This window comes from Pseudomonas fluorescens (genome assembly GCF_001307275.1).
Lineage (GTDB): Bacteria > Pseudomonadota > Gammaproteobacteria > Pseudomonadales > Pseudomonadaceae > Aquipseudomonas > Aquipseudomonas fluorescens_AA.
This window is the reverse complement of record NZ_CP012831.1, coordinates 484,622-503,513: the sequence shown is the minus strand read 5'-3', so window position 1 is coordinate 503,513 and position 18,892 is coordinate 484,622. Positions and strand designations below refer to the sequence as shown.

Annotated in this window: 14 protein-coding genes; 8 read left to right on the top strand and 6 right to left on the bottom strand. The window is 61.5% G+C overall.

Annotated features, from left to right (window positions below; genetic code table 11):
- Positions 1–25: 25 nt before the first annotated feature.
- The 5 genes from fadA to AO356_RS02305 all read left to right on the top strand — a co-directional run bounded on the left by fadA (position 26) and on the right by AO356_RS02305 (position 5,375).
- The gene (fadA, locus tag AO356_RS02325) at positions 26–1,201 is read left to right on the top strand and encodes an acetyl-CoA C-acyltransferase FadA (protein ID WP_060738412.1); all 1,176 of its coding nucleotides are present in this window, start codon (positions 26–28) and stop codon (positions 1,199–1,201) included.
- A gap of 108 nt (positions 1,202–1,309) precedes the next feature.
- A complete protein-coding gene (locus tag AO356_RS02320) occupies positions 1,310–1,546 on the top strand; it encodes a DUF1653 domain-containing protein (protein WP_060738411.1) in 237 nt (78 codons plus the stop codon).
- A 115-nt stretch (positions 1,547–1,661) separates the two neighbouring features.
- Positions 1,662–4,274 carry a type I DNA topoisomerase gene (gene topA / locus AO356_RS02315; protein WP_060738410.1) on the top strand — a complete coding sequence of 871 codons (2,613 nt, stop codon included), beginning with the start codon at positions 1,662–1,664 and terminating at the stop codon, positions 4,272–4,274.
- Positions 4,275–4,510: 236 nt separating this feature from the next.
- Positions 4,511–5,035: a DUF6586 family protein gene (locus AO356_RS02310; protein WP_060738409.1), complete on the top strand. Its 525-nt coding sequence runs from the start codon at positions 4,511–4,513 to the stop codon at positions 5,033–5,035.
- A 106-nt stretch (positions 5,036–5,141) separates the two neighbouring features.
- Positions 5,142–5,375: a hypothetical protein gene (locus AO356_RS02305; RefSeq protein ID WP_003183419.1), complete on the top strand. Its 234-nt coding sequence runs from the start codon at positions 5,142–5,144 to the stop codon at positions 5,373–5,375.
- Positions 5,376–5,446: 71 nt separating this feature from the next.
- Here AO356_RS02305 and sulA read toward each other — a convergent pair whose 3' ends face one another.
- Both sulA and lexA read right to left on the bottom strand, forming a co-directional pair.
- The gene (gene sulA / locus AO356_RS02300; protein ID WP_060738408.1) at positions 5,447–5,920 is read right to left on the bottom strand and encodes an SOS-induced cell division inhibitor SulA; all 474 of its coding nucleotides are present in this window, start codon (positions 5,918–5,920) and stop codon (positions 5,447–5,449) included.
- Between the two features lie 10 nt (positions 5,921–5,930).
- On the bottom strand, positions 5,931–6,539 hold the full coding sequence (gene lexA, locus AO356_RS02295) for a transcriptional repressor LexA (RefSeq protein WP_003199651.1): 609 nt from the start codon (positions 6,537–6,539) through the stop codon (positions 5,931–5,933).
- 241 nt (positions 6,540–6,780) lie between these two features.
- On the opposite strand from lexA, the gene AO356_RS02290 reads away from it, so the two are divergent.
- Complete coding sequence (locus tag AO356_RS02290; protein ID WP_013692622.1) at positions 6,781–7,488, top strand: TetR/AcrR family transcriptional regulator; 708 nt, start codon at positions 6,781–6,783, stop codon at positions 7,486–7,488.
- Positions 7,489–7,671: 183 nt separating this feature from the next.
- The gene (nagZ, locus tag AO356_RS02285) at positions 7,672–8,670 is read left to right on the top strand and encodes a beta-N-acetylhexosaminidase (RefSeq protein ID WP_177431707.1); all 999 of its coding nucleotides are present in this window, start codon (positions 7,672–7,674) and stop codon (positions 8,668–8,670) included.
- A gap of 274 nt (positions 8,671–8,944) precedes the next feature.
- On the opposite strand, the gene AO356_RS02280 is transcribed toward nagZ, so the two are convergent.
- From AO356_RS02280 to mfd, 3 genes are read right to left on the bottom strand one after another with little or no spacing between them, the layout of a single operon-like run.
- Positions 8,945–11,638 carry a DEAD/DEAH box helicase gene (locus AO356_RS02280; protein WP_060738406.1) on the bottom strand — a complete coding sequence of 898 codons (2,694 nt, stop codon included), beginning with the start codon at positions 11,636–11,638 and terminating at the stop codon, positions 8,945–8,947.
- Positions 11,639–11,649: 11 nt separating this feature from the next.
- The gene (locus tag AO356_RS02275; RefSeq protein ID WP_060738405.1) at positions 11,650–12,216 is read right to left on the bottom strand and encodes a CsiV family protein; all 567 of its coding nucleotides are present in this window, start codon (positions 12,214–12,216) and stop codon (positions 11,650–11,652) included.
- A gap of 10 nt (positions 12,217–12,226) precedes the next feature.
- A complete protein-coding gene (mfd, locus tag AO356_RS02270) occupies positions 12,227–15,676 on the bottom strand; it encodes a transcription-repair coupling factor (protein ID WP_060738404.1) in 3,450 nt (1,149 codons plus the stop codon).
- Positions 15,677–15,844: 168 nt separating this feature from the next.
- Here mfd and AO356_RS02265 point away from each other — a divergent pair, with 168 nt between their 5' ends.
- Positions 15,845–17,308: a glyceraldehyde-3-phosphate dehydrogenase gene (locus AO356_RS02265; protein ID WP_060738403.1), complete on the top strand. Its 1,464-nt coding sequence runs from the start codon at positions 15,845–15,847 to the stop codon at positions 17,306–17,308.
- A 168-nt stretch (positions 17,309–17,476) separates the two neighbouring features.
- Here the strand turns inward: AO356_RS02265 and AO356_RS02260 are convergent, their stop codons facing one another.
- Positions 17,477–18,775, bottom strand: coding sequence for an MFS transporter (locus AO356_RS02260; RefSeq protein ID WP_060738402.1), 1,299 nt, complete (start codon positions 18,773–18,775; stop codon positions 17,477–17,479).
- Positions 18,776–18,892: the final 117 nt, after the last annotated feature.

Below are 18,892 nucleotides of genomic sequence, written 5' to 3'. Positions count from 1 at the left end.
CAACGACTAGAGCGAGAGAACATTTATGAGCTTGAATCCTAGAGACGTCGTGATCGTCGACTTCGGTCGTACGCCGATGGGCCGCTCCAAGGGCGGCATGCACCGCAACACCCGCGCCGAAGACATGTCGGCGCACCTGATCAGCAAGCTGCTGGAGCGCAACGTCAAGGTCGACCCGAACGAAGTCGAAGACGTGATCTGGGGCTGTGTGAACCAGACCCTGGAGCAGGGCTGGAACATCGCCCGCATGGCCTCGCTGATGACCCAGATTCCTCACACCGCGGCGGGCCAGACCGTCAGCCGCCTGTGCGGTTCGTCCATGAGCGCACTGCACACCGCCGCCCAGGCGATCATGACCGGCAACGGTGATGTGTTCGTCGTCGGTGGTGTCGAGCACATGGGCCATGTGAGCATGATGCACGGCGTCGATCCGAACCCGCACATGTCGCTGTACGCGGCAAAAGCCTCGGGCATGATGGGCCTGACTGCGGAAATGCTCGGCAAGATGCACGGCATCAGCCGCGAACAGCAGGACGCCTTCGGCGTGCGCTCCCACCAGCTCGCCCACAAGGCGACCGTGGAGGGCAAGTTCAAGGATGAGATCATCCCGATGCAGGGCTACGACGAGAATGGCTTCCTGAAGCTGTTCGACTACGACGAGACCATTCGTCCGGAAACCACCCTGGAAAGCCTGGCGGCTCTCAAGCCAGCCTTCAATCCGAAGGGCGGCACCGTGACAGCCGGTACTTCGTCGCAAATCACCGACGGTGCCTCGTGCATGATCGTGATGTCGGCCCAGCGTGCCCAGGACCTGGGTATCCAGCCGATGGCGGTGATCCGGTCGATGGCCGTGGCGGGTGTGGACCCGGCAATCATGGGCTATGGTCCAGTGCCGGCCACGCAGAAAGCCTTGAAGCGCGCAGGCCTGGGCATTGCCGATATCGACTTCTTCGAGCTCAACGAAGCTTTCGCCGCACAGGCCCTGCCCGTGCTGAAAGATTTGAAAGTGCTCGACAAGATGAACGAGAAGGTTAACCTGCACGGCGGCGCGATCGCCCTGGGTCACCCGTTCGGTTGCTCCGGTGCGCGTATCTCCGGCACGCTGCTCAACGTCATGAAGCAGAATGGCGGCACCTTCGGTGTGTCCACCATGTGCATTGGCCTCGGCCAGGGCATCGCCACTGTCTTCGAACGCGTCTAAGCGTTGCGTCGATGGAAGCCGGGGCCAAGTGCCCCGGTTTTTGTTTTTTCCGGGTTTAGTAGAAAAATTTTGTTTTTATTTTGAAAAGATTTGAGTGAGGGCCAAGACATGCCGATACAACCTGGGCTCTACCAGCATTACAAAGGTCCGCAGTACCGCGTATTCAGCATCGCGCGGCATTCCGAGACCGAAGAAGAAGTGGTGTTCTATCAAGCCCTGTATGGCGATTACGGCTTTTGGGTGCGTCCCTTGAGCATGTTCCAGGAGTCCGTCGAGGTTGACGGCGAACAGGTGCCACGCTTTGCTTTGGTGCAGGCCGAGGAGAGCATTTTTTCCACGCCTTGAGGCCGGCATGCGGGCAACCCTGCGCTTGACCTCACCTTGCAGCCACTATATATAGCGGTGCCGCGTCAGGCGCCAACCGCCTTTCACTTTTTAGAATTCAGGAATTTTCTGATCCATGGGCAAATCGCTGGTCATTGTGGAATCCCCGGCTAAGGCCAAGACCATCAACAAGTATCTGGGCAACCAATACGTGGTGAAGTCGAGTATCGGCCATATCCGAGACCTGCCCACCAGCGGTTCGGCTAGCGCCAGCAAGGAGCCAGCCGCCAAGCGCGGCAAGGCTGCTGCCGGTGAAGTGCCGGCGCTGTCGCCCAAGGACAAGGCGCGCAAGCAGCTGGTCTCCCGCATGGGGGTCGATCCGGAACACGGCTGGAAAGCCAAGTACGAGATCCTCCCGGGCAAGGAAAAGGTCATCGAAGAGCTGCGCCGGCTCGCCAAGGATGCCGACACCATCTATCTCGCGACGGACTTGGACCGCGAAGGGGAAGCCATTGCCTGGCACCTGCGCGAAGCCATCGGTGGGGATGACAGCCGCTACAAGCGCGTGGTGTTCAACGAAATTACCAAGAAGGCCATCCAGGAAGCCTTTTCCCAACCGGGCGAGTTGGATATCGATCGGGTCAACGCCCAGCAGGCGCGTCGCTTCCTCGACCGCGTGGTGGGCTACATGGTCTCGCCGCTGCTGTGGGCCAAGATCGCCCGTGGCCTGTCGGCTGGTCGCGTACAGTCGGTTGCGGTGAAGCTGGTGGTGGAGCGCGAGCGTGAGATCCGCGCGTTCATCCCTGAAGAGTACTGGGAAGTCCACGCCGACCTCGGCACCGCCAAGGGCGCGACCGTGCGCTTCGACGTGGCCCGCGAGAAGGGCGAGGCCTTCAAGCCACTCAACGAAGCCCAGGCCATGGCGGCGCTGGAGAAGCTCAAGGCTTCCAGCTACAGCATCGTCAAGCGCGAAGACAAGCCGACCAGCAGCAAGCCGTCGGCGCCGTTCATCACCTCCACGCTGCAACAGGCCGCAAGCAACCGCCTGGGCTTTGGCGTGAAGAAGACCATGATGATGGCCCAGCGTCTGTACGAAGCCGGATACATCACCTATATGCGTACCGACTCGACCAACCTGTCGGTCGATGCGGTGGCGATGGCGCGCACTTATATAGAAAGCGAATTCGGCAAGAAGTACCTGCCGGACACGCCGAACGTCTACAGCAGCAAGGAAGGCGCGCAGGAGGCTCACGAAGCGATTCGTCCGTCCGATGCCAACACCGAGCCAAGCAAGCTGTCGGGCATGGAACGTGACGCCGAGCGCCTCTACGAGCTGATCTGGCGCCAGTTCCTGGCTTGCCAGATGCTGCCGGCGCAATACCTGTCGACCACGGTCAGCGTTGGTGCCGGTGACTTCGAGTTGCGTGCCAAGGGCCGCATCCTGAAGTTCGACGGCTACACCCGCGTCATGCCGCAAATCACCAAGCCTGGGGATGACGACGTCCTGCCGGACATGGCCCAGGGCGACGTGATGAAGCTGATCAAGCTCGATCCGACCCAGCACTTCACCAAGCCGCCGGCCCGTTACTCCGAAGCCAGCCTGGTCAAGGAAATGGAAAAGCGCGGTATCGGTCGTCCTTCGACCTATGCCGCCATCATTTCCACCATCCAGGACCGCGGTTACGTGGCGCTGCACAACCGTCGTTTCTATTCGGAAAAGATGGGTGACATCGTCACCGAGCGTTTGTCCGAGAGCTTCTCGAACCTGATGGACTACGGCTTCACCGCCGGCATGGAAGAGAACCTCGACGATGTGGCCCAGGGCGAGCGGGACTGGAAAAACGTTCTCGACGAGTTCTACGGCGACTTCAAGAAAAAACTTGAAGTGGCGGAGAGCCCGGACAACGGCATGCGGGCCAACCAGCCGGTCATGACCGACATCCCGTGTCTCACCTGCGGCCGTCCGATGCAAATCCGGACCGCCTCGACCGGTGTCTTCCTCGGTTGCTCGGGCTACAGCCTGCCGCCCAAGGAACGCTGCAAGGCGACGGTCAACCTGGTGCCGGGCGACGAAATCGCCGCGGACGACGAGGGCGAATCGGAATCCCTGGTGCTGCGTGGCAAGCATCGCTGCCCGATCTGTAGCACGGCGATGGATGCCTACCTGCTGGATGAGAAGCGCAAGCTGCACATCTGCGGTAACAATCCGGACTGTGCCGGCTACGAGATTGAAGAGGGCACTTATCGCATCAAGGGTTACGAAGGCCCGAGCCTGGAATGCGACAAGTGTGGCAGCGAGATGCAGCTCAAGACCGGCCGTTTCGGCAAGTTCTTCGGCTGCACCAACCCGACCTGCAAAAACACGCGCAAACTGCTCAAGAGCGGTGACGCGGCGCCGCCGAAGATGGACCCGGTGAAAATGCCGGAGCTCAAGTGCGAGAAGGTCAACGACACCTATATCCTGCGTGACGGTGCCTCTGGCCTGTTCCTGGCGGCCAGCCAGTTCCCGAAAAACCGTGAGACCCGTGCGCCATTGGTGATGGAGATCGTGCCGCACAAGGACGAAATCGATCCGAAGTACCATTTCCTCTGTGAGGCACCACAGAAGGATCCGGAAGGACGCCCGGCGGTCATTCGCTACAGCCGCAAGACCAAGGAGCAGTATGTGCAGACCGAAGTCGACGGCAAGCCGACCGGCTGGAAGGCGTACTACGATGGCGGTAAATGGACCGTTGAAGACAAGCGCTGATCGCCAGGGCTTGTCTGGAGGGCGGGGTTGAGGCTCTTGTCGCGAGGGGGCTTGCTCCCGCTGGCGGCGCAGCCGCCCTCTACAATCGCTAAATCTGCATGGACCTGACAAAAAGGCCGCATGACAACCCATAGGTTTTCATGCGGCCTTTTTGTTTTTGGCTTGCAGTGGCCTCGGTTGATCCACGACACTGTCGCACTTGCGTGAAGCTTTCATTTCGTTGGGGAGATGCCGCCATGGCCCACGAACTCTATACCCGCACCAATCAGAAAATCTATTTCGCCGGCCTGTCGCTCGAAGCACTCACCAGGGCCGAGGACGGGCGCGCGATGAATTCCCCGGCGCTGCTCCAGGCAGGACGTGAGTCCGCGCTGTTCCACCTGTACGGTGCGTTGTTGGGGTTGTGCCATGAAATCGCTGGTTTCTATCGCCTGCCACAAGCGAACGCCCCGCGAGCCGAGCTGCTGTTGACCCGCGAAGCGCTGGAAACCATCGCGATTCCGGAGTTGGCCGAAATGGTCGAACTGGCGCATAACCCGGAAACCTGGCTTGCGAAGCTATTGGCGGCCCATGCGGCGCTGTTCGAGCCGCCCCGGGCCCCGCGCAAGCCCAAGGGGGACGTGACCCAACCGTTGATCGTGGCGGTCAATCTGGATGAGCAAGACCCGGAGCAGGAGTTGAGCCGGGAGGAACTGGAGAGCTGGCGCCAGAACCTCAAGAGCCTGGCGATACGCTTTCGTGAAGGGTTGAACGAGTGCTGAGTTTCTCCTCGGCCCGTTACGTTCGTTGATAACGCTTGGTCAAGATCCCGAGCGGAGCCTGGCCGATGACTATATAATCCTCGCCTTTCGTGGAGAACAGACTTTTATGCCTACGTCCTTTCTAGAAATTGTCGAACTTCCTGATGGCCGCATCGAGCTGCGCAGGGCCGAGGACGAGGGTTCTCTGGTGACCTTGAACTTCTCCGAAGATGCCAAGGTATTCCTCCAGGGCCAACACGTCGAAGTCGCCAAGGCGATGCTGAGCGTGGGCGTCCAGATGGCAGGTCGCCTGGTTGAAGGCGAATTCAACAAGGAAGAGGGGCCGCGGGTTCTTCACTGATCCCGTCTGTCGGCTTTTTTGAATAGTGTGGCTGGTCGGCTTCTCTACTTTGGAGAAGCCCCGCGTTTGTCTTAGCCCAATCGAATATTCAGGCTTTGTGCGTCCCCGGTGCGGGCGGCGCTGATCAACTGTTGCCGTGCGGCCGTGGTCAGTGGGTTGAGCCAGCTGACCACGGTGTGGCTACGGCCCAGACGCAAGGCCTCGCAAGTCAACTGTTGGGCGCTTTGGGTGCCCCTCGGCTGCAGCAACAGGATGCGCTCACGGTTCAGGCCGGCGTCACGCAGCCAGGCCTGGGTAACGCTGGCCGGTGGGGCGATCAGCGTCAACCAGCGAGCATCCTGGTCCTGGCTGAGTTCTCGCAGAATCGGCGCCAGCAGGTTCAGGCAGTTTCCGGCCGCACCACGTAACGACAGTTCGCTGAAGGCCTCGGGTTCGACGCCCCAGGGCGACTCGATGACCTCTTTCAGGACTGGAACCAGCGGTTGGGCCATGAATGCCTCGAACAGCGGAAGTTGTGTGTGTTGTGGTGTGTGAGGGAACTGCATAAAGCCTCCTTTAGCGGCGAATGACGCCGACGCTCAAGCCTTCGATGACCAGGTCCTGATCTTTCAGGTTCACTTCGATGGGGGCGAACTCCGGGTTCTCGGCAATGAGCCAGACCTTGCTGCCGTCGCGCTTGAAGCGCTTGACGGTCACCTCGTCACCGATTCGCGCCACCACGATCTGGCCATTGCGGGCTTCGCGGGTGGTGTGGACGGCCAGGAGGTCACCGTCGAAGATGCCGATGTCCTTCATGCTCATGCCGTGTACACGAAGCAGGTAATCGGCCCGGGGATGAAAGAACGAAGGGTTGATGTTGCAGGATTCCTCGACGTGCTGCTGGGCAAGGATCGGTGCGCCCGCCGCGACTCGGCCGATGATCGGCAGGGTGGTTTCGTCGGCCTTGGCTTCGAAGCCGGGGATACGAATGCCACGGGATGCGCCCGGGGTCATTTCGATCGCGCCCTTGCGCGCCAGCGCCTTGAGGTGTTCTTCAGCCGCGTTGGGCGACTTGAAACCCAGTTCCTGTGCGATTTCCGCACGGGTCGGCGGGTAGCCGTTGTCTTCGAGGCAGCGTTTGATGAAGGCCAGAATCTCTGCTTGGCGTGGCGTCAGCTTTAGCATATTGATCGCTCTGTCTTTTTATACAGTGACTGGGATTATATACAGTGAACGCCACTTGGCAATCCTCCTTTTTCCACAGGCCGCTGGACGGTCGGTCGGGTTGTGGGATGGGGCAGGGCTACCCCCTGTGAAAAGGTGTGGTTAAATACGTGACCGGGCGTTCGCAAAACGCCCCGGCAGGCTTGACAACCCCTGGGCTGAAACGTATGTTTCAAACAAGTGTTTGTCAGGCGGAGTAACCATGGCCCAGTCGGAAACCGTTGAACGCATTCTCGATGCTGCCGAGCAGTTGTTCGCGGAAAAAGGTTTCGCCGAAACCTCATTGCGTCTGATCACCAGCAAGGCCGGGGTCAACCTGGCGGCGGTGAATTATCACTTCGGCTCGAAAAAGGCCTTGATCCAAGCGGTCTTCTCGCGCTTCCTCGGGCCTTTCTGCCTCAGCCTCGATCGTGAACTGGAGCGGCGCCAAGCCAAGCCTGACGTCAAGCCTACCCTGGAAGAGCTGCTGGAAATCCTGGTCGAGCAAGCCCTTGTCGTGCAACCGCGCAGCGGTAACGACCTGTCCATTTTCATGCGCCTGCTGGGCCTGGCCTTCAGCCAGAGCCAGGGCCACCTGCGGCGATACCTGGAAGACATGTACGGCAAGGTGTTCCGTCGCTATATGCTGTTGGTCAACGAAGCCGCACCGCGCATCCCACCCATCGAGTTGTTCTGGCGAGTGCACTTCATGCTCGGCGCCGCCGCGTTCAGCATGTCCGGGATCAAGGCGCTGCGGGCCATCGCTGAAACCGATTTTGGCGTGAACACCTCGATCGAGCAGGTGATGCGCCTGATGGTGCCGTTCCTGGCGGCCGGCATGCGTGCCGAGAGTGGCGTCACCGATGAGGCCATGGCGGCCGCGCAACTGCGTCCACGCAGCAAATCGACGCCGGCGCTGGCCAAGGCTTGAGTGCACGGGTGGGCGCGGCTGCCCACATCCGCTAAGCTAGCCGCCCATGCCGACTCTCGTTTCGAACCCGTTCCATTCTTTAGTGCATGACCGCGACCTGCCGGGCCCTGGGCCTGGCAGTTTGCTCATGCCTGTGTCGCCGCTCGGGTTCATCGTTATTAAGGAAATGCTATGACTGCTGGCCTGCAAGGCTCGTTGATGGTGGACGTCGCCGGTACCTGGCTGACGGCCGAAGATCGCCACCTGTTGCGCCAGCCAGAAGTAGGCGGCCTGATCATTTTTGCCCGCAATATCGAGCATCCGCGGCAGGTGCGCGAGCTGAGCGCGTCGATCCGCGCCATTCGTCCCGACCTTTTACTGGCGGTGGACCAGGAAGGTGGTCGCGTTCAGCGGCTGCGCCAGGGCTTTGTGCGGTTGCCGGCGATGCGGGCGATAGCCGACAACCCGAACGCTGAATACCTGGCCGAGCAGTGCGGCTGGATCATGGCCACCGAAGTGCTGGCGGTCGGTCTCGACTTGAGTTTTGCCCCGGTGCTGGATCTCGACTATCAGCGCAGCGCCGTCGTCGGCAGTCGTTCCTTTGAAGGCGACCCCGAGCGCGCGGCGTTGCTGGCCGGTGCCTTCATCCGTGGCATGAGTGCCGCCGGCATGGCCGCCACCGGCAAGCACTTCCCGGGGCATGGCTGGGCCGAGGCCGATTCCCATGTGGCGATTCCGACCGATGAGCGCAGCCTCGAACAGATTCGGGCCAACGACCTGGTGCCGTTTGCCAGGTTGAGCAAGCAACTGGCCGCCGTGATGCCGGCCCATGTCATCTATCCGCAGGTTGACGCCAATCCAGCCGGGTTTTCCCGCCGCTGGTTGCAGGACATCCTGCGCGGCGAGTTGCAATTCGAGGGCGTGATCTTCAGTGATGATCTGTCGATGGCCGGTGCGCATGTGGTCGGTGATGCCGCCAGTCGTATCGAGGCGGCGTTGACGGCGGGTTGCGACATGGGGCTGGTGTGTAATGATCGCGCCGCCGCGGAGTTGGCCTTGAGCGCTGCCCAACGCCTGAAGGTCAAGCCTTCGGCGCGGATCGCCCGTATGCGCGGCCAGGCCTATGCTTCAACGGAATATCGCCAGGACCCTCGCTGGCTGGCGGCGCTCGGCGCGCTGAGGGCTGCCCAGCTGATTGATTAGCGCTGAGCAATGTGGGGGGGGCATACAGTCAACATCTACGCCCGCTGAACCACCACTATCGCGAGCAAGCTCGCTCCCACATTGGAAGTGTGGTGGACTCAGGTTATATGAACACCGCCTCTCCCCTGTGAGAGCCGAGCTTGCTCGCGATGACGGCAGCACAGTCAGCCTCTGCACCCGCTGAACCACCGCTATCGCGAGCACAGTCAACATCCGCACCCGCTGAACTACCGCTATCGCGAGCAAGCTCGGCTCCCACAGGAATTGAGGGGGGTCAGCGCTTTTCCAGTTTGTCCGGCAGCGGCGCGAACAACGCTTCGATATCGTCGCTCTGCAATTTCCAATCTCCGGCCACGCGTCCGTCCAGCACGCCGGCCGCGAGGTCGGACTTTTCCTTTTGCAGCAGCTGGATCTTCTCTTCCACCGTGCCTCGGGCTATCAGCTTGTAGACGAACACCGGCTTCTCCTGGCCGATGCGGTAGGCACGGTCGGTGGCCTGGTTTTCGGTGGCCGGGTTCCACCACGGGTCGTAGTGAATCACCGTGTCGGCCTCGGTCAGGTTCAGGCCTACACCACCGGCCTTCAGGCTGATCAGAAAGATCTGACGCTTGCCACTCTGGAATTCCTTGACGGGCGTGCGACGGTCCCGGGTCTGGCCGGTCAGGATGGCGTAATCGACACCGCGTTTCTTCAGCTCATCTTCAATCAGCGCCAACATGGACGTGAACTGGGAAAACAGCAGCACCCGACGGCCTTCTTCAAACAGCTCGTCGAGCATTTCCATCAGGCTGTCGAGCTTGCCCGAGGTGCTGCCTCGGGCGGGCAGGGTGGCATCGTTGATCAGGCGCAGGTCGCAACACACCTGGCGCAGCTTGAGCAGCGCCTCAAGAATGATGATCTGGCTGCGGGCCACGCCTTTGCGCGTGATCTCGTCGCGGACCTTCTTGTCCATCGCCAGGCGCATGGTTTCGTAGACGTCGCGCTGGGCATCGCTGAGTTCGACCCAATGGATGATCTCGGTCTTGGGCGGCAGCTCGGTCGCCACTTGTTCCTTGGTCCGGCGCAGCAGGAAGGGTTTTATCCGACCGTTGAGGTGCTGCAGTCGTACATCGCTGCCGCGCTTTTCGATCGGTACGCGGTAATCGCGGTTGAAACTCTTGACGTCCCCGAGCCAGCCCGGCAGCAGGAAGTGAAACAACGACCACAATTCGCCCAGGTGGTTTTCCAGGGGCGTACCGGACAGGCACAGCCGCTGGCGGGCGTTCAGCTCGCGGGCGGCCTGGGCGGCTTTGCTGGTGGGGTTCTTGATGTACTGGGCTTCATCGAGGATCAGCACGTGCAATGGCTGCGCGGCCAGGCGCTCGACATCCTTGGGTAGCAAGGCATAGGTGGTGAGGACCAGGTCGTAATCGGCCAGTCGTTCGAAATGCTTTTTGCGCCCGGCGCCATACAGGGCCAGTACCTTGAGTTGCGGCGTGAAGTGAGCGGCCTCGTCGAGCCAGTTGGGGATCAGGCTGGTGGGCATCACCACCATGCATGGGCGATCGAGGCGCCCGGCGTTTTTTTCGCTGAGAATGTGCGCCAGGGTCTGTAGGGTTTTACCCAGGCCCATGTCGTCCGCGAGGATGCCGCCGACTTCCAGCTGCCGCAGTGATTGCATCCAGCTCAAGCCTTCGAGTTGATAAGGCCGTAGCGTCGCGTTCAGGCCTTCCGGCGCGGTGGTGGTGTAATCCTTGATGTCCCGCAGGCGCTGGGCCAGGCCGCGAATGTGTTCGCCACCTTCCCAGGTCAGTGGCATGTCCTGCAGCGGGTTCAGGCGCAAGGCGTCCGCGCTGTTGAGGCGCAGTTTGGTGGTGCCGGGTTCTTGCAGGTAGAACTCGCCCAGGGTCGCCAGCACCGGTTTCAGCCTGCCATAGGGCAGGGCCACCTGCTGCGGACCGAACTCCGAGTTCGGACGGTTGGGCAGGTTGACCAGAATCAGTTCATCGTCCCGACGCCTGGCCAAGCGTTCCGGGTTGAACAACTCGATGTGCGAGCGCATCAGGTTCAACAGGATCGGCAGCAGGCTCAGGCGCTCGCCGTTAACGATGATCCCCAGTTCCAGGTCGAACCAATCCCGTTCCGGTGTTTCCTCGACCGTGGCGTACCATTCGTCCACGGCCGTCAGGTCGAAGCCGAAGTCCTCGTCGATCTGCAATTCCCAGCCCTGGGTGCGCAGTTTCGGCAGGTCGTTGAGGGTGAACGTCAGCCAGGCGCTGTCGTTGACCATTTCGTACAGTTCGCCAGCGCTTTCCGGCAGGGCCTTGCTTTGTCGGGTCGCGACCTTGAAACCGAGGATTCTCAGCTGTTCGCGGTAGGACTGTTCCACATCGGTGTGGCGTTTTATCCGCAGCGTCTGGGTTTCCTGGCGAATCAGCACGTCGGTGTTGCGCTGGCCGCTGACGTATTCGTCCAGATAGCTGAAGGACAAGGCGGCGCGGTGCTGGATGTAGCGTTGCATCTTGCCGTTGCGTGGCTCGAAGGCGCTGAACTCGATACTGGCCAGCCACAGGCGCGGCACCGGTTGTATGTTGTCCACCAGCACTTGCGGTGGGGCCTTGGGGCTGCGGTTGTCCAGCACGGCCTGGAGTTTTTCCAGCAATTGCGCGTCTTTTTCGGCGGCCGGGTAGGCCAGGGTTTCCTGGACTTGCAGCAACACCGCCGCGCAGTGCTTGCAGTTGATGCGCACCGGGCAGGAGCACGCGGCTTCCAGCAGAATCAGCGCGCCCTTGGCTGACTCTTTAAGGCGAATGGTCTGACGGTAGACGTTGCCGCCAGAGCCTTCGCAACTGGCGGTGATGGTGCTGTCGCCGGCCTCGACGATCCTGACGCGGTTTTCCAGCGCATAACGGCGCCCGCGCTCCAGGCTCTGTTCCTTGAATCGATTGACCCAGGAAGGTGCCAGGGGTTTGCTCAGGGGCGAGGGCATAGGCGCGCCAATCAGTCCGGAATGACTTCAGGTGCCTGCCGTGGCGCGGGCGCGGTCAGCGAGGTGATCTTGATCAGCAGGCCGAGGTGGCCGTTATCGAGGAAATTCAGTTGGCCATTCTTGGTATGGCTCTGCTGTTTGAGGCGCTCGCTGGCAGTGACCAGGCCATTGGCGTCGATCTGGTTGATCCAGAAATCGGCATCCACGTCGGTGAAACGGCCCAGTTTCAGTTCCAGGGTGCCCTCGATGGGAAATTGCCCAAACTGTTCGGCACCATCGCTGATGGCGACTTTGCGGCCCTGTTCACCGAGGGTCTGCTGCCAGGCCTTGTGCATCAATACCGTGTATTGGCCGCTGGCGGTGAGTTTCTCGACGATGTTGCCCAGGGCCGGCGTGCGCTGGCTGTCCGCGCCCAGGCGTTGCGCGCCGGCGTCCCAGTCTTCCGGTGCAGCACGGCTGACAATCGCCGGTTCGGCGTTCTGGCGGACCAGAATCATTTCAACCTGATACAGGTCATCGGCAAACGCCAGGGGAGCGACCAGGGTCAACAGCAAGGTCAGTGAGCGAAACAGGCGCATGGGGCGTCCTTCAAGCAGTGGTCGGAGTGAGGCGCTCGAACAGCGCCTCTACGGTATTGAAACGCTCTTCCGCGCGTTCCATGGGCACCATGAATTTGAACATCGTGGCCCCTTCGAATTTGTAGCGTTTGGGCTGGCCTTGGATCAACTTGATCAGCACCAGCGGGTCGACCGGAGTCTGGGCTTCGAACTCGATCCGGCCGCCGTTGGGGCCGCCATCGACTTTCTTGATGCCCAGTTGCTCGGCCTTGAGCTTGAGCAGCGTGGTTCGCACCAGGTTCTTGGTCGGTTCCGGCAGCAGGCCGAAGCGGTCGATCATCTCCACCTGCAGGTCCTTGAGGCCTTCCTCGTCGCTGGCCGAGGCGATGCGTTTGTAGAGGATCAGCCGCGCGTGGACGTCTGGCAGGTAGTCTTCCGGGATCAGCGCCGGCACCCGCAGGTTGATTTCCGGCCCGCCGCCCAGGGGTTGATCGAGGTTCGGCTGTTCGCCCTTGCGGATCGACTTGACCGCGCGTTCGAGCATTTCCATGTACAGGGTGAAGCCGACGGCCTGGATCTGGCCGCTCTGGCCGTCGCCGAGCAATTCGCCGGCACCGCGGATTTCCAGGTCGTTGGTGGCCAGCACGAAGCCGGCGCCCAGGTCCTGGGTATTGGCGATGGCTTCCAGGCGCTTTTCCGCATCCGGGGTGATCTGCTGGCGCGGAGGCGTCAACAGGTAGGCATAGGCCTGGTGGTGGCTACGACCGACCCGGCCGCGCAACTGGTGCAGTTGGGCCAGGCCGAACTTGTCGGCGCGCTCGATGATGATGGTGTTGGCGCTCGGCACGTCGATGCCGGTCTCGATGATGGTCGAGGCGATCAGCACGTTGAAGCGTTTGTGGTAGAAGTCGCTCATCACCTGTTCGAGTTCACGCTCGCGCATTTGCCCGTGACCGATGCCGATGCGCGCTTCCGGCACCAGTTCGGCCAGGTCGGCGGCGCACTTCTCGATGGTCTTCACGTCGTTGTGCAGGTAATAGACCTGGCCGCCACGCAGCAACTCACGCAGCAAGGCTTCCTTGACCGTGCTTTTGTTCTGCTCCATGACAAAGGTGCGCACCGACAGGCGACGGGCCGGTGGCGTGGCAATGATCGACAGGTCGCGCATGCCCGACACCGCCATGTTCAGCGTGCGCGGGATCGGCGTGGCGGTCAGGGTCAGGATGTCGACTTCGCTGCGCAGGGCCTTGAGCTGTTCTTTCTGGCGCACGCCAAAACGGTGTTCTTCGTCGATGATCACCAGCCCCAGGTTCTTGATCTTCACGTCGTCCTGCAGCAGCTTGTGCGTGCCGATGACGATGTCGATCTTGCCCTCGGCCAGTTCGGCCACGGCGGCGTTCACTTCCTTGGTGGATTTGAAGCGGCTCATCACTTCCACGGTCACCGGCCAGTCGGCGAAGCGGTCGCGGAAACTGTTGTAGTGCTGCTGGGCGAGCAGGGTGGTCGGGACCAGGATCGCCACCTGCTTGCCACCGTGCACGGCAATGAACGCGGCGCGCATCGCCACTTCGGTCTTGCCGAAGCCCACGTCGCCGCACACCAGCCGGTCCATGGGCTTGGGCGCGAGCATGTCGGCGCGCACGGCTTCGATGGTGGTCTGCTGGTCGACGGTTTCTTCGAACGGGAAACCGGCGCTGAAGGTTTCGTAGTCGGCTTTCGGATCGGCGAAGGCGTAGCCCTCGCGGGCGGCGCGACGGGCATAAATGTCCAGCAGTTCGGCGGCCACGTCGCGCACCTGTTCGGCCGCCTTGCGCTTGGCTTTCTGCCAGGTTTCCGAGCCCAGGCGATGCAGTGGGGCGAGGGCGTCGTCGCTGCCGGTGTAGCGGGCGATCAGGTGCAGGTTCGCCACCGGCACGTAGAGCTTGGCGCCCTCGGCGTATTCCAGGGTCAGGAACTCGGCGGCCTGGTTGTCGATTTCCAGTGTCGCCAGGCCCAGGTAGCGGCCCACGCCGTGGTCGATGTGCACCACCGGCGCGCCTTCGCGCAGCTCGGTGAGGTTCTTGATGACGGCGTCGTTGGCGGCGTCGGCGCGTTTCTCGCGACGGCGGCGCTGCATGACGCGCTGGCCGAACAAAGGACTTTCCGCCACCAGTGCCAGGGCCGGGTCATCCAGGACCAGGCCGTCGTTCAACGGCGCGATGGTGATCGCCAGGCGATCCTTGCCGGCGACGAAGTCCGGCCAACTGTCCACTGTCTTCGGCCGCAGCTTCAGGCGTTCGAGCAGTTCCAACAGCACTTCGCGACGCCCCGCGGATTCGGCGGTGAACAGGACGCGACCGGGGAATGCGTCGAGAAAGCTCGCCAGTGCCGCCAATGGCTGCGTGGCCTTGGCTTCGATGGCCAGGTCCGGCAACGCCTTGGCCGGGAAGCGTTCGCGGCCGACGCCGGTTTCCACGTCCTGCTGGCTTGCCACCACTCGCGGCCAGCTCTTGAGGCGGGCAAAGCAGTCTTCCACCGGCAGGAACAGTTCGGCCGGCGGTAATAAAGGCCGGGAAGGATCGACGCGACGCTCTTCGTAGCGATTGCGCACATCGTTCCAGAAGTTTTCCGCCGCCTGCTCGATGCCCGGCAGGGAGAACACCTGGGTGTCCTGGGGCAGGTAATCGAACAGGGTGGAGGTTTCTTCGAAAAACAGCGGCAGGTAATACTCGATACCGGCGGGGGTGATCCCGCTGCTCAGGTCCTGGAAGATCGGGCAGCGGCGGAAATCCACATCGAAGCGCTCGCGAAAGCGCGCTTTGAAACGGGTCACGGCGTCTTTCTGCAGCGGGAATTCCTTGGCAGGCAACAGGCGGATCGACTGCACTTTGTCGATGGAGCGCTGGTTTTCCGGGTCGAAAGTGCGCAGGGTCTCGATTTCGTCGTCGAACAGGTCGATGCGATAAGGCAGTTTGCTGCCCATCGGGAACAGGTCGATCAAGGCGCCGCGTACCGCGAACTCGCCGTGCTCGTACACCGTGTCGACGCAGCGATAGCCACTGGCCTCAAGGCGGGTGCGCATTTGCTCGACATCGAGCTTCTGGCCGATGTCCAGCACCAGGCTGCTGCCAAGCAGGAATTGGGTCGGAGCCAGGCGATGTAGGGCCGTGGTGATCGGCACTACCAAAACGCCATGACTGAGCTCCGGCAGCCGATAAAGGCTGGCGATTCGCTGGGAAATGATGTCCTGGTGCGGTGAAAAAAGATCGTAGGGCAGGGTTTCCCAGTCCGGGAAATGCAAGACCGGCAAATCCGGAGCGAAAAAACTCAGCTCCTGTTCCAACCGTTCGGCGCTTTGGCTGTCGGCGGTCAGCAGCAGGGTAAAACGCTTTGCAGCGCTGGCAGCCTCGGCGATGGCCAGGCTCAGGGCGGCACCGGGCAGGTTGCCCCAGTGCTGTTTACCTGCCGCGGCAGGGAGAAGCGGAAGACGCAGAACGGGCACGGAAGATTGAGCTCCAGCATTGCGACAAAGTCGACAATTGTAGCGGGGGAAGGGGGCTGCTGTCAGTCGCAGACTACCCTGGCCGGCAGGAAAACCACGGCGCGACGGGCGCGCATTGCTCCGCCGAGGACTCGGCGGCATAATGTAGCCCCTTTTTTCAGCCCCTACATGTGGAAGGTTACCGTGACTCAGAAGCCCGACCAGTGTCTTGGTGAATGGATTGATCGTGAAGCGCTCGCCGAAGCGATGATCCCTCTCATCGGTCAGCTCTACCGCAATAACAACGTGGTGAGCTCGATCTATGGCCGCAGCCTGATCAACCAGTCTGTCATCGCGATCCTCAAAGCCCACCGCTTTGCTCGCCACCGTTCTTCCGACGACAGCGAACTCTCCGTCCACGAAACATTCCCTCTGCTCAAGGCCATGAGCGAGCTCAAGCTCGGCGCGGCGTCGGTGGACCTGGGCAAGTTGGCGTTCAAATTCCGCAACGAAGGCAATGGCCGTAGCGCCGAGCAGTTCGTGCGTGAAGAGATGGCTGATGTGGTTGGCCAGCAGAACGTTTCGGCTCGCAAAGGCACTGACGTGGTCCTGTACGGCTTCGGTCGTATCGGCCGTCTGCTGGCGCGCATCCTGATTGAAAAAACCGGTGGTGGCGACGGCCTGCGCCTGCGGGCCATCGTGGTGCGCAAGGGCGCCGAGAACGACCTGACCAAGCGTGCCAGCCTGCTGCGCCGTGACTCGGTCCATGGTTCCTTCAACGGCACCATCACCATCGACGAAGAAAACAACACCATCACTGCCAACGGCAACCTGATCCAGGTGATCTACGCGAAGAACCCGACCGAGGTGGACTACACCCAGTACGGTATCAAGGATGCGCTGCTGGTGGACAACACCGGTGTATGGCGTGACGCCGAAGGCCTGGGCCAGCACCTGGCCTGCCCGGGTGTCGACCGCGTTGTCCTGACCGCGCCAGGCAAGGGCAAGCTGAAGAACATCGTTCACGGCATCAACCACGGTGACATCACCGCTGATGACAAGATCGTCTCCGCCGCCTCTTGCACCACCAACGCCATCGTGCCGGTGCTCAAGGCAGTGAACGACAAGTTCGGCATCGTCAACGGTCACGTCGAAACGGTTCACTCGTACACCAACGACCAGAACCTGATCGACAACTTCCACAAGGGCGATCGCCGTGGCCGCAGCGCCGCGCTGAACATGGTCATCACCGAGACCGGTGCAGCCACCGCCGCCGCCAAGGCCCTGCCTGAACTGGCCGGCAAGCTGACCGGCAACGCGATCCGCGTGCCGACGCCGAACGTGTCGATGGCGATTCTCAACCTGAACCTCGAGAAAGCCGCCACCCGTGAAGAGATGAACGAGTACCTGCGCTACATGGCGCTGCACTCCGATCTGCATAAGCAGATCGACTTCGTCAATTCCCAGGAAGTGGTGTCCACCGACTTCGTGGGTTCGCGCCACGCCGGTGTCGTGGATGCCGAGGCCACCATCAGCCAAGATAACCGCGTTGTCCTGTACGTCTGGTACGACAACGAGTTCGGTTACAGCTGCCAGGTGGTTCGCGTGATGGAAGACATGGCCGGGGTAAACCCGCCAGCGTTCCCGCGCTAAGCCTTAGCCGCTTGTGAAAACGCCCCGACTTGTCGGGGCGTTTTTTTTGTCCGGGTTTTGTGGTGTCTGGGCTGGCCTCATCGCGAGCAAGCTCGCTCCCACAGTTTGATCGTGTACATCCTGTGGGAGCGAGCTTGCTCCGGGCGGCGATCCGACGATGGCGATCTATCAGGCGCCGCTCACCATCGAAGCTTGTGCGGTCCGCAGTTCATGCCGATTGCCCTTGAACAACACCAGGGTCGCAATCAGCCCCAGCACCGCCGCCCCACTGAGCCATATCCCCGGTGCAGCCTTGTTGTCGAGCACATGGATCAGGTAGGTACAGGCCGCCGGCGTAAATCCGCCGAACGTTGCCGTCGCCAGGCTGTAGGCCAGGGAGAAACCGGTGGTGCGTACCTCGACCGGCATGATTTCCGTCAAGGCCACCACCATGGCACCGTTGTAGGATCCGTACAGGAACGACAACCACAGCTCGACGATCAGCAAATGGCTGAAGCTGGGGTTGGCTACCAGCCAGGACAGCGCCGGATAGGCCGTCAGGATCGCCAGGATCGTCGCACCGAGCAGTAGGGGTTTGCGTCCGATCTTGTCGGAAAACGCCCCCATCACAGGCAGCCAGAAGAAATTCGACAAGCCGATGCACACCGTGACCAGCAGCGCATCCAGGTCCGACAGGTTCAACTCGGCCTTGCCGAAGGTCGGTGTATAGGCGGTGATCAGGTAGAACGACACGGTAGTCATCACCACCAGCGCCATACCTGCCAAGACAATGCCGAAGTTCTGACCGATGGAGCGGACAATTTCCGACAGGCTGGGGCGGTGTTTTCTTGCTTGGAATTCAGGTGTTTCTTCCAGCGAACGACGAATCATGAAGATGGCCGGGACAATCATGCAGCCCACCAGGAACGGTACGCGCCAGCCCCAGTCACCCATCTCCTGGGGGCTCAGCCAGTGATTGAGGCCAACCCCCAGCAGGCCGGCAAACACCACCGCCGCCTGTTGGCTGGCGGATTGCCAACTGACAAAGAAACCCTTGCGTCCCGGCGTGGAGATTTCCGCCAGGTAGACCGACACACCACCCAGCTCCACGCCCGCGGAGAAGCCTTGCAGCAATCGGCCCAGCAGCACCAGCAAGGGGGCCACCACGCCGAGGACGGCGTAGCCTGGCACGCAGGCGATCAGTATGGTGCCCATGGCCATCAGCGCCAGGGTGATGATCAAGCCTTTGCGACGGCCATGGCGGTCGATGTAGGCACCGAGAAAAATCGCCCCCAGGGGACGCATCAGGAACCCGGCACCGAACGTGGCCAGGGACAGCATCAGCGAGACGAACGCACTGTCGGCGGGGAAGAACGTCTTGGCGATGGCTGTGGCGTAGAAGCCGTAGACCATGAAGTCGAACATCTCCAGGAAGTTGCCGCTGACAACGCGAAAAATCGCCTTGCCGTTGCTCGTGGTGGAAGACATGGGTAGGTACTCACTCTGGCAAATCTTGTATGAGGGTGCTTGTACGCTGTGGGGGCAGCCTGTGGGAGCAAAGCTTGCTCGCGATGCATGCGACACGGTCCAGCTGCAAGGCTGCGT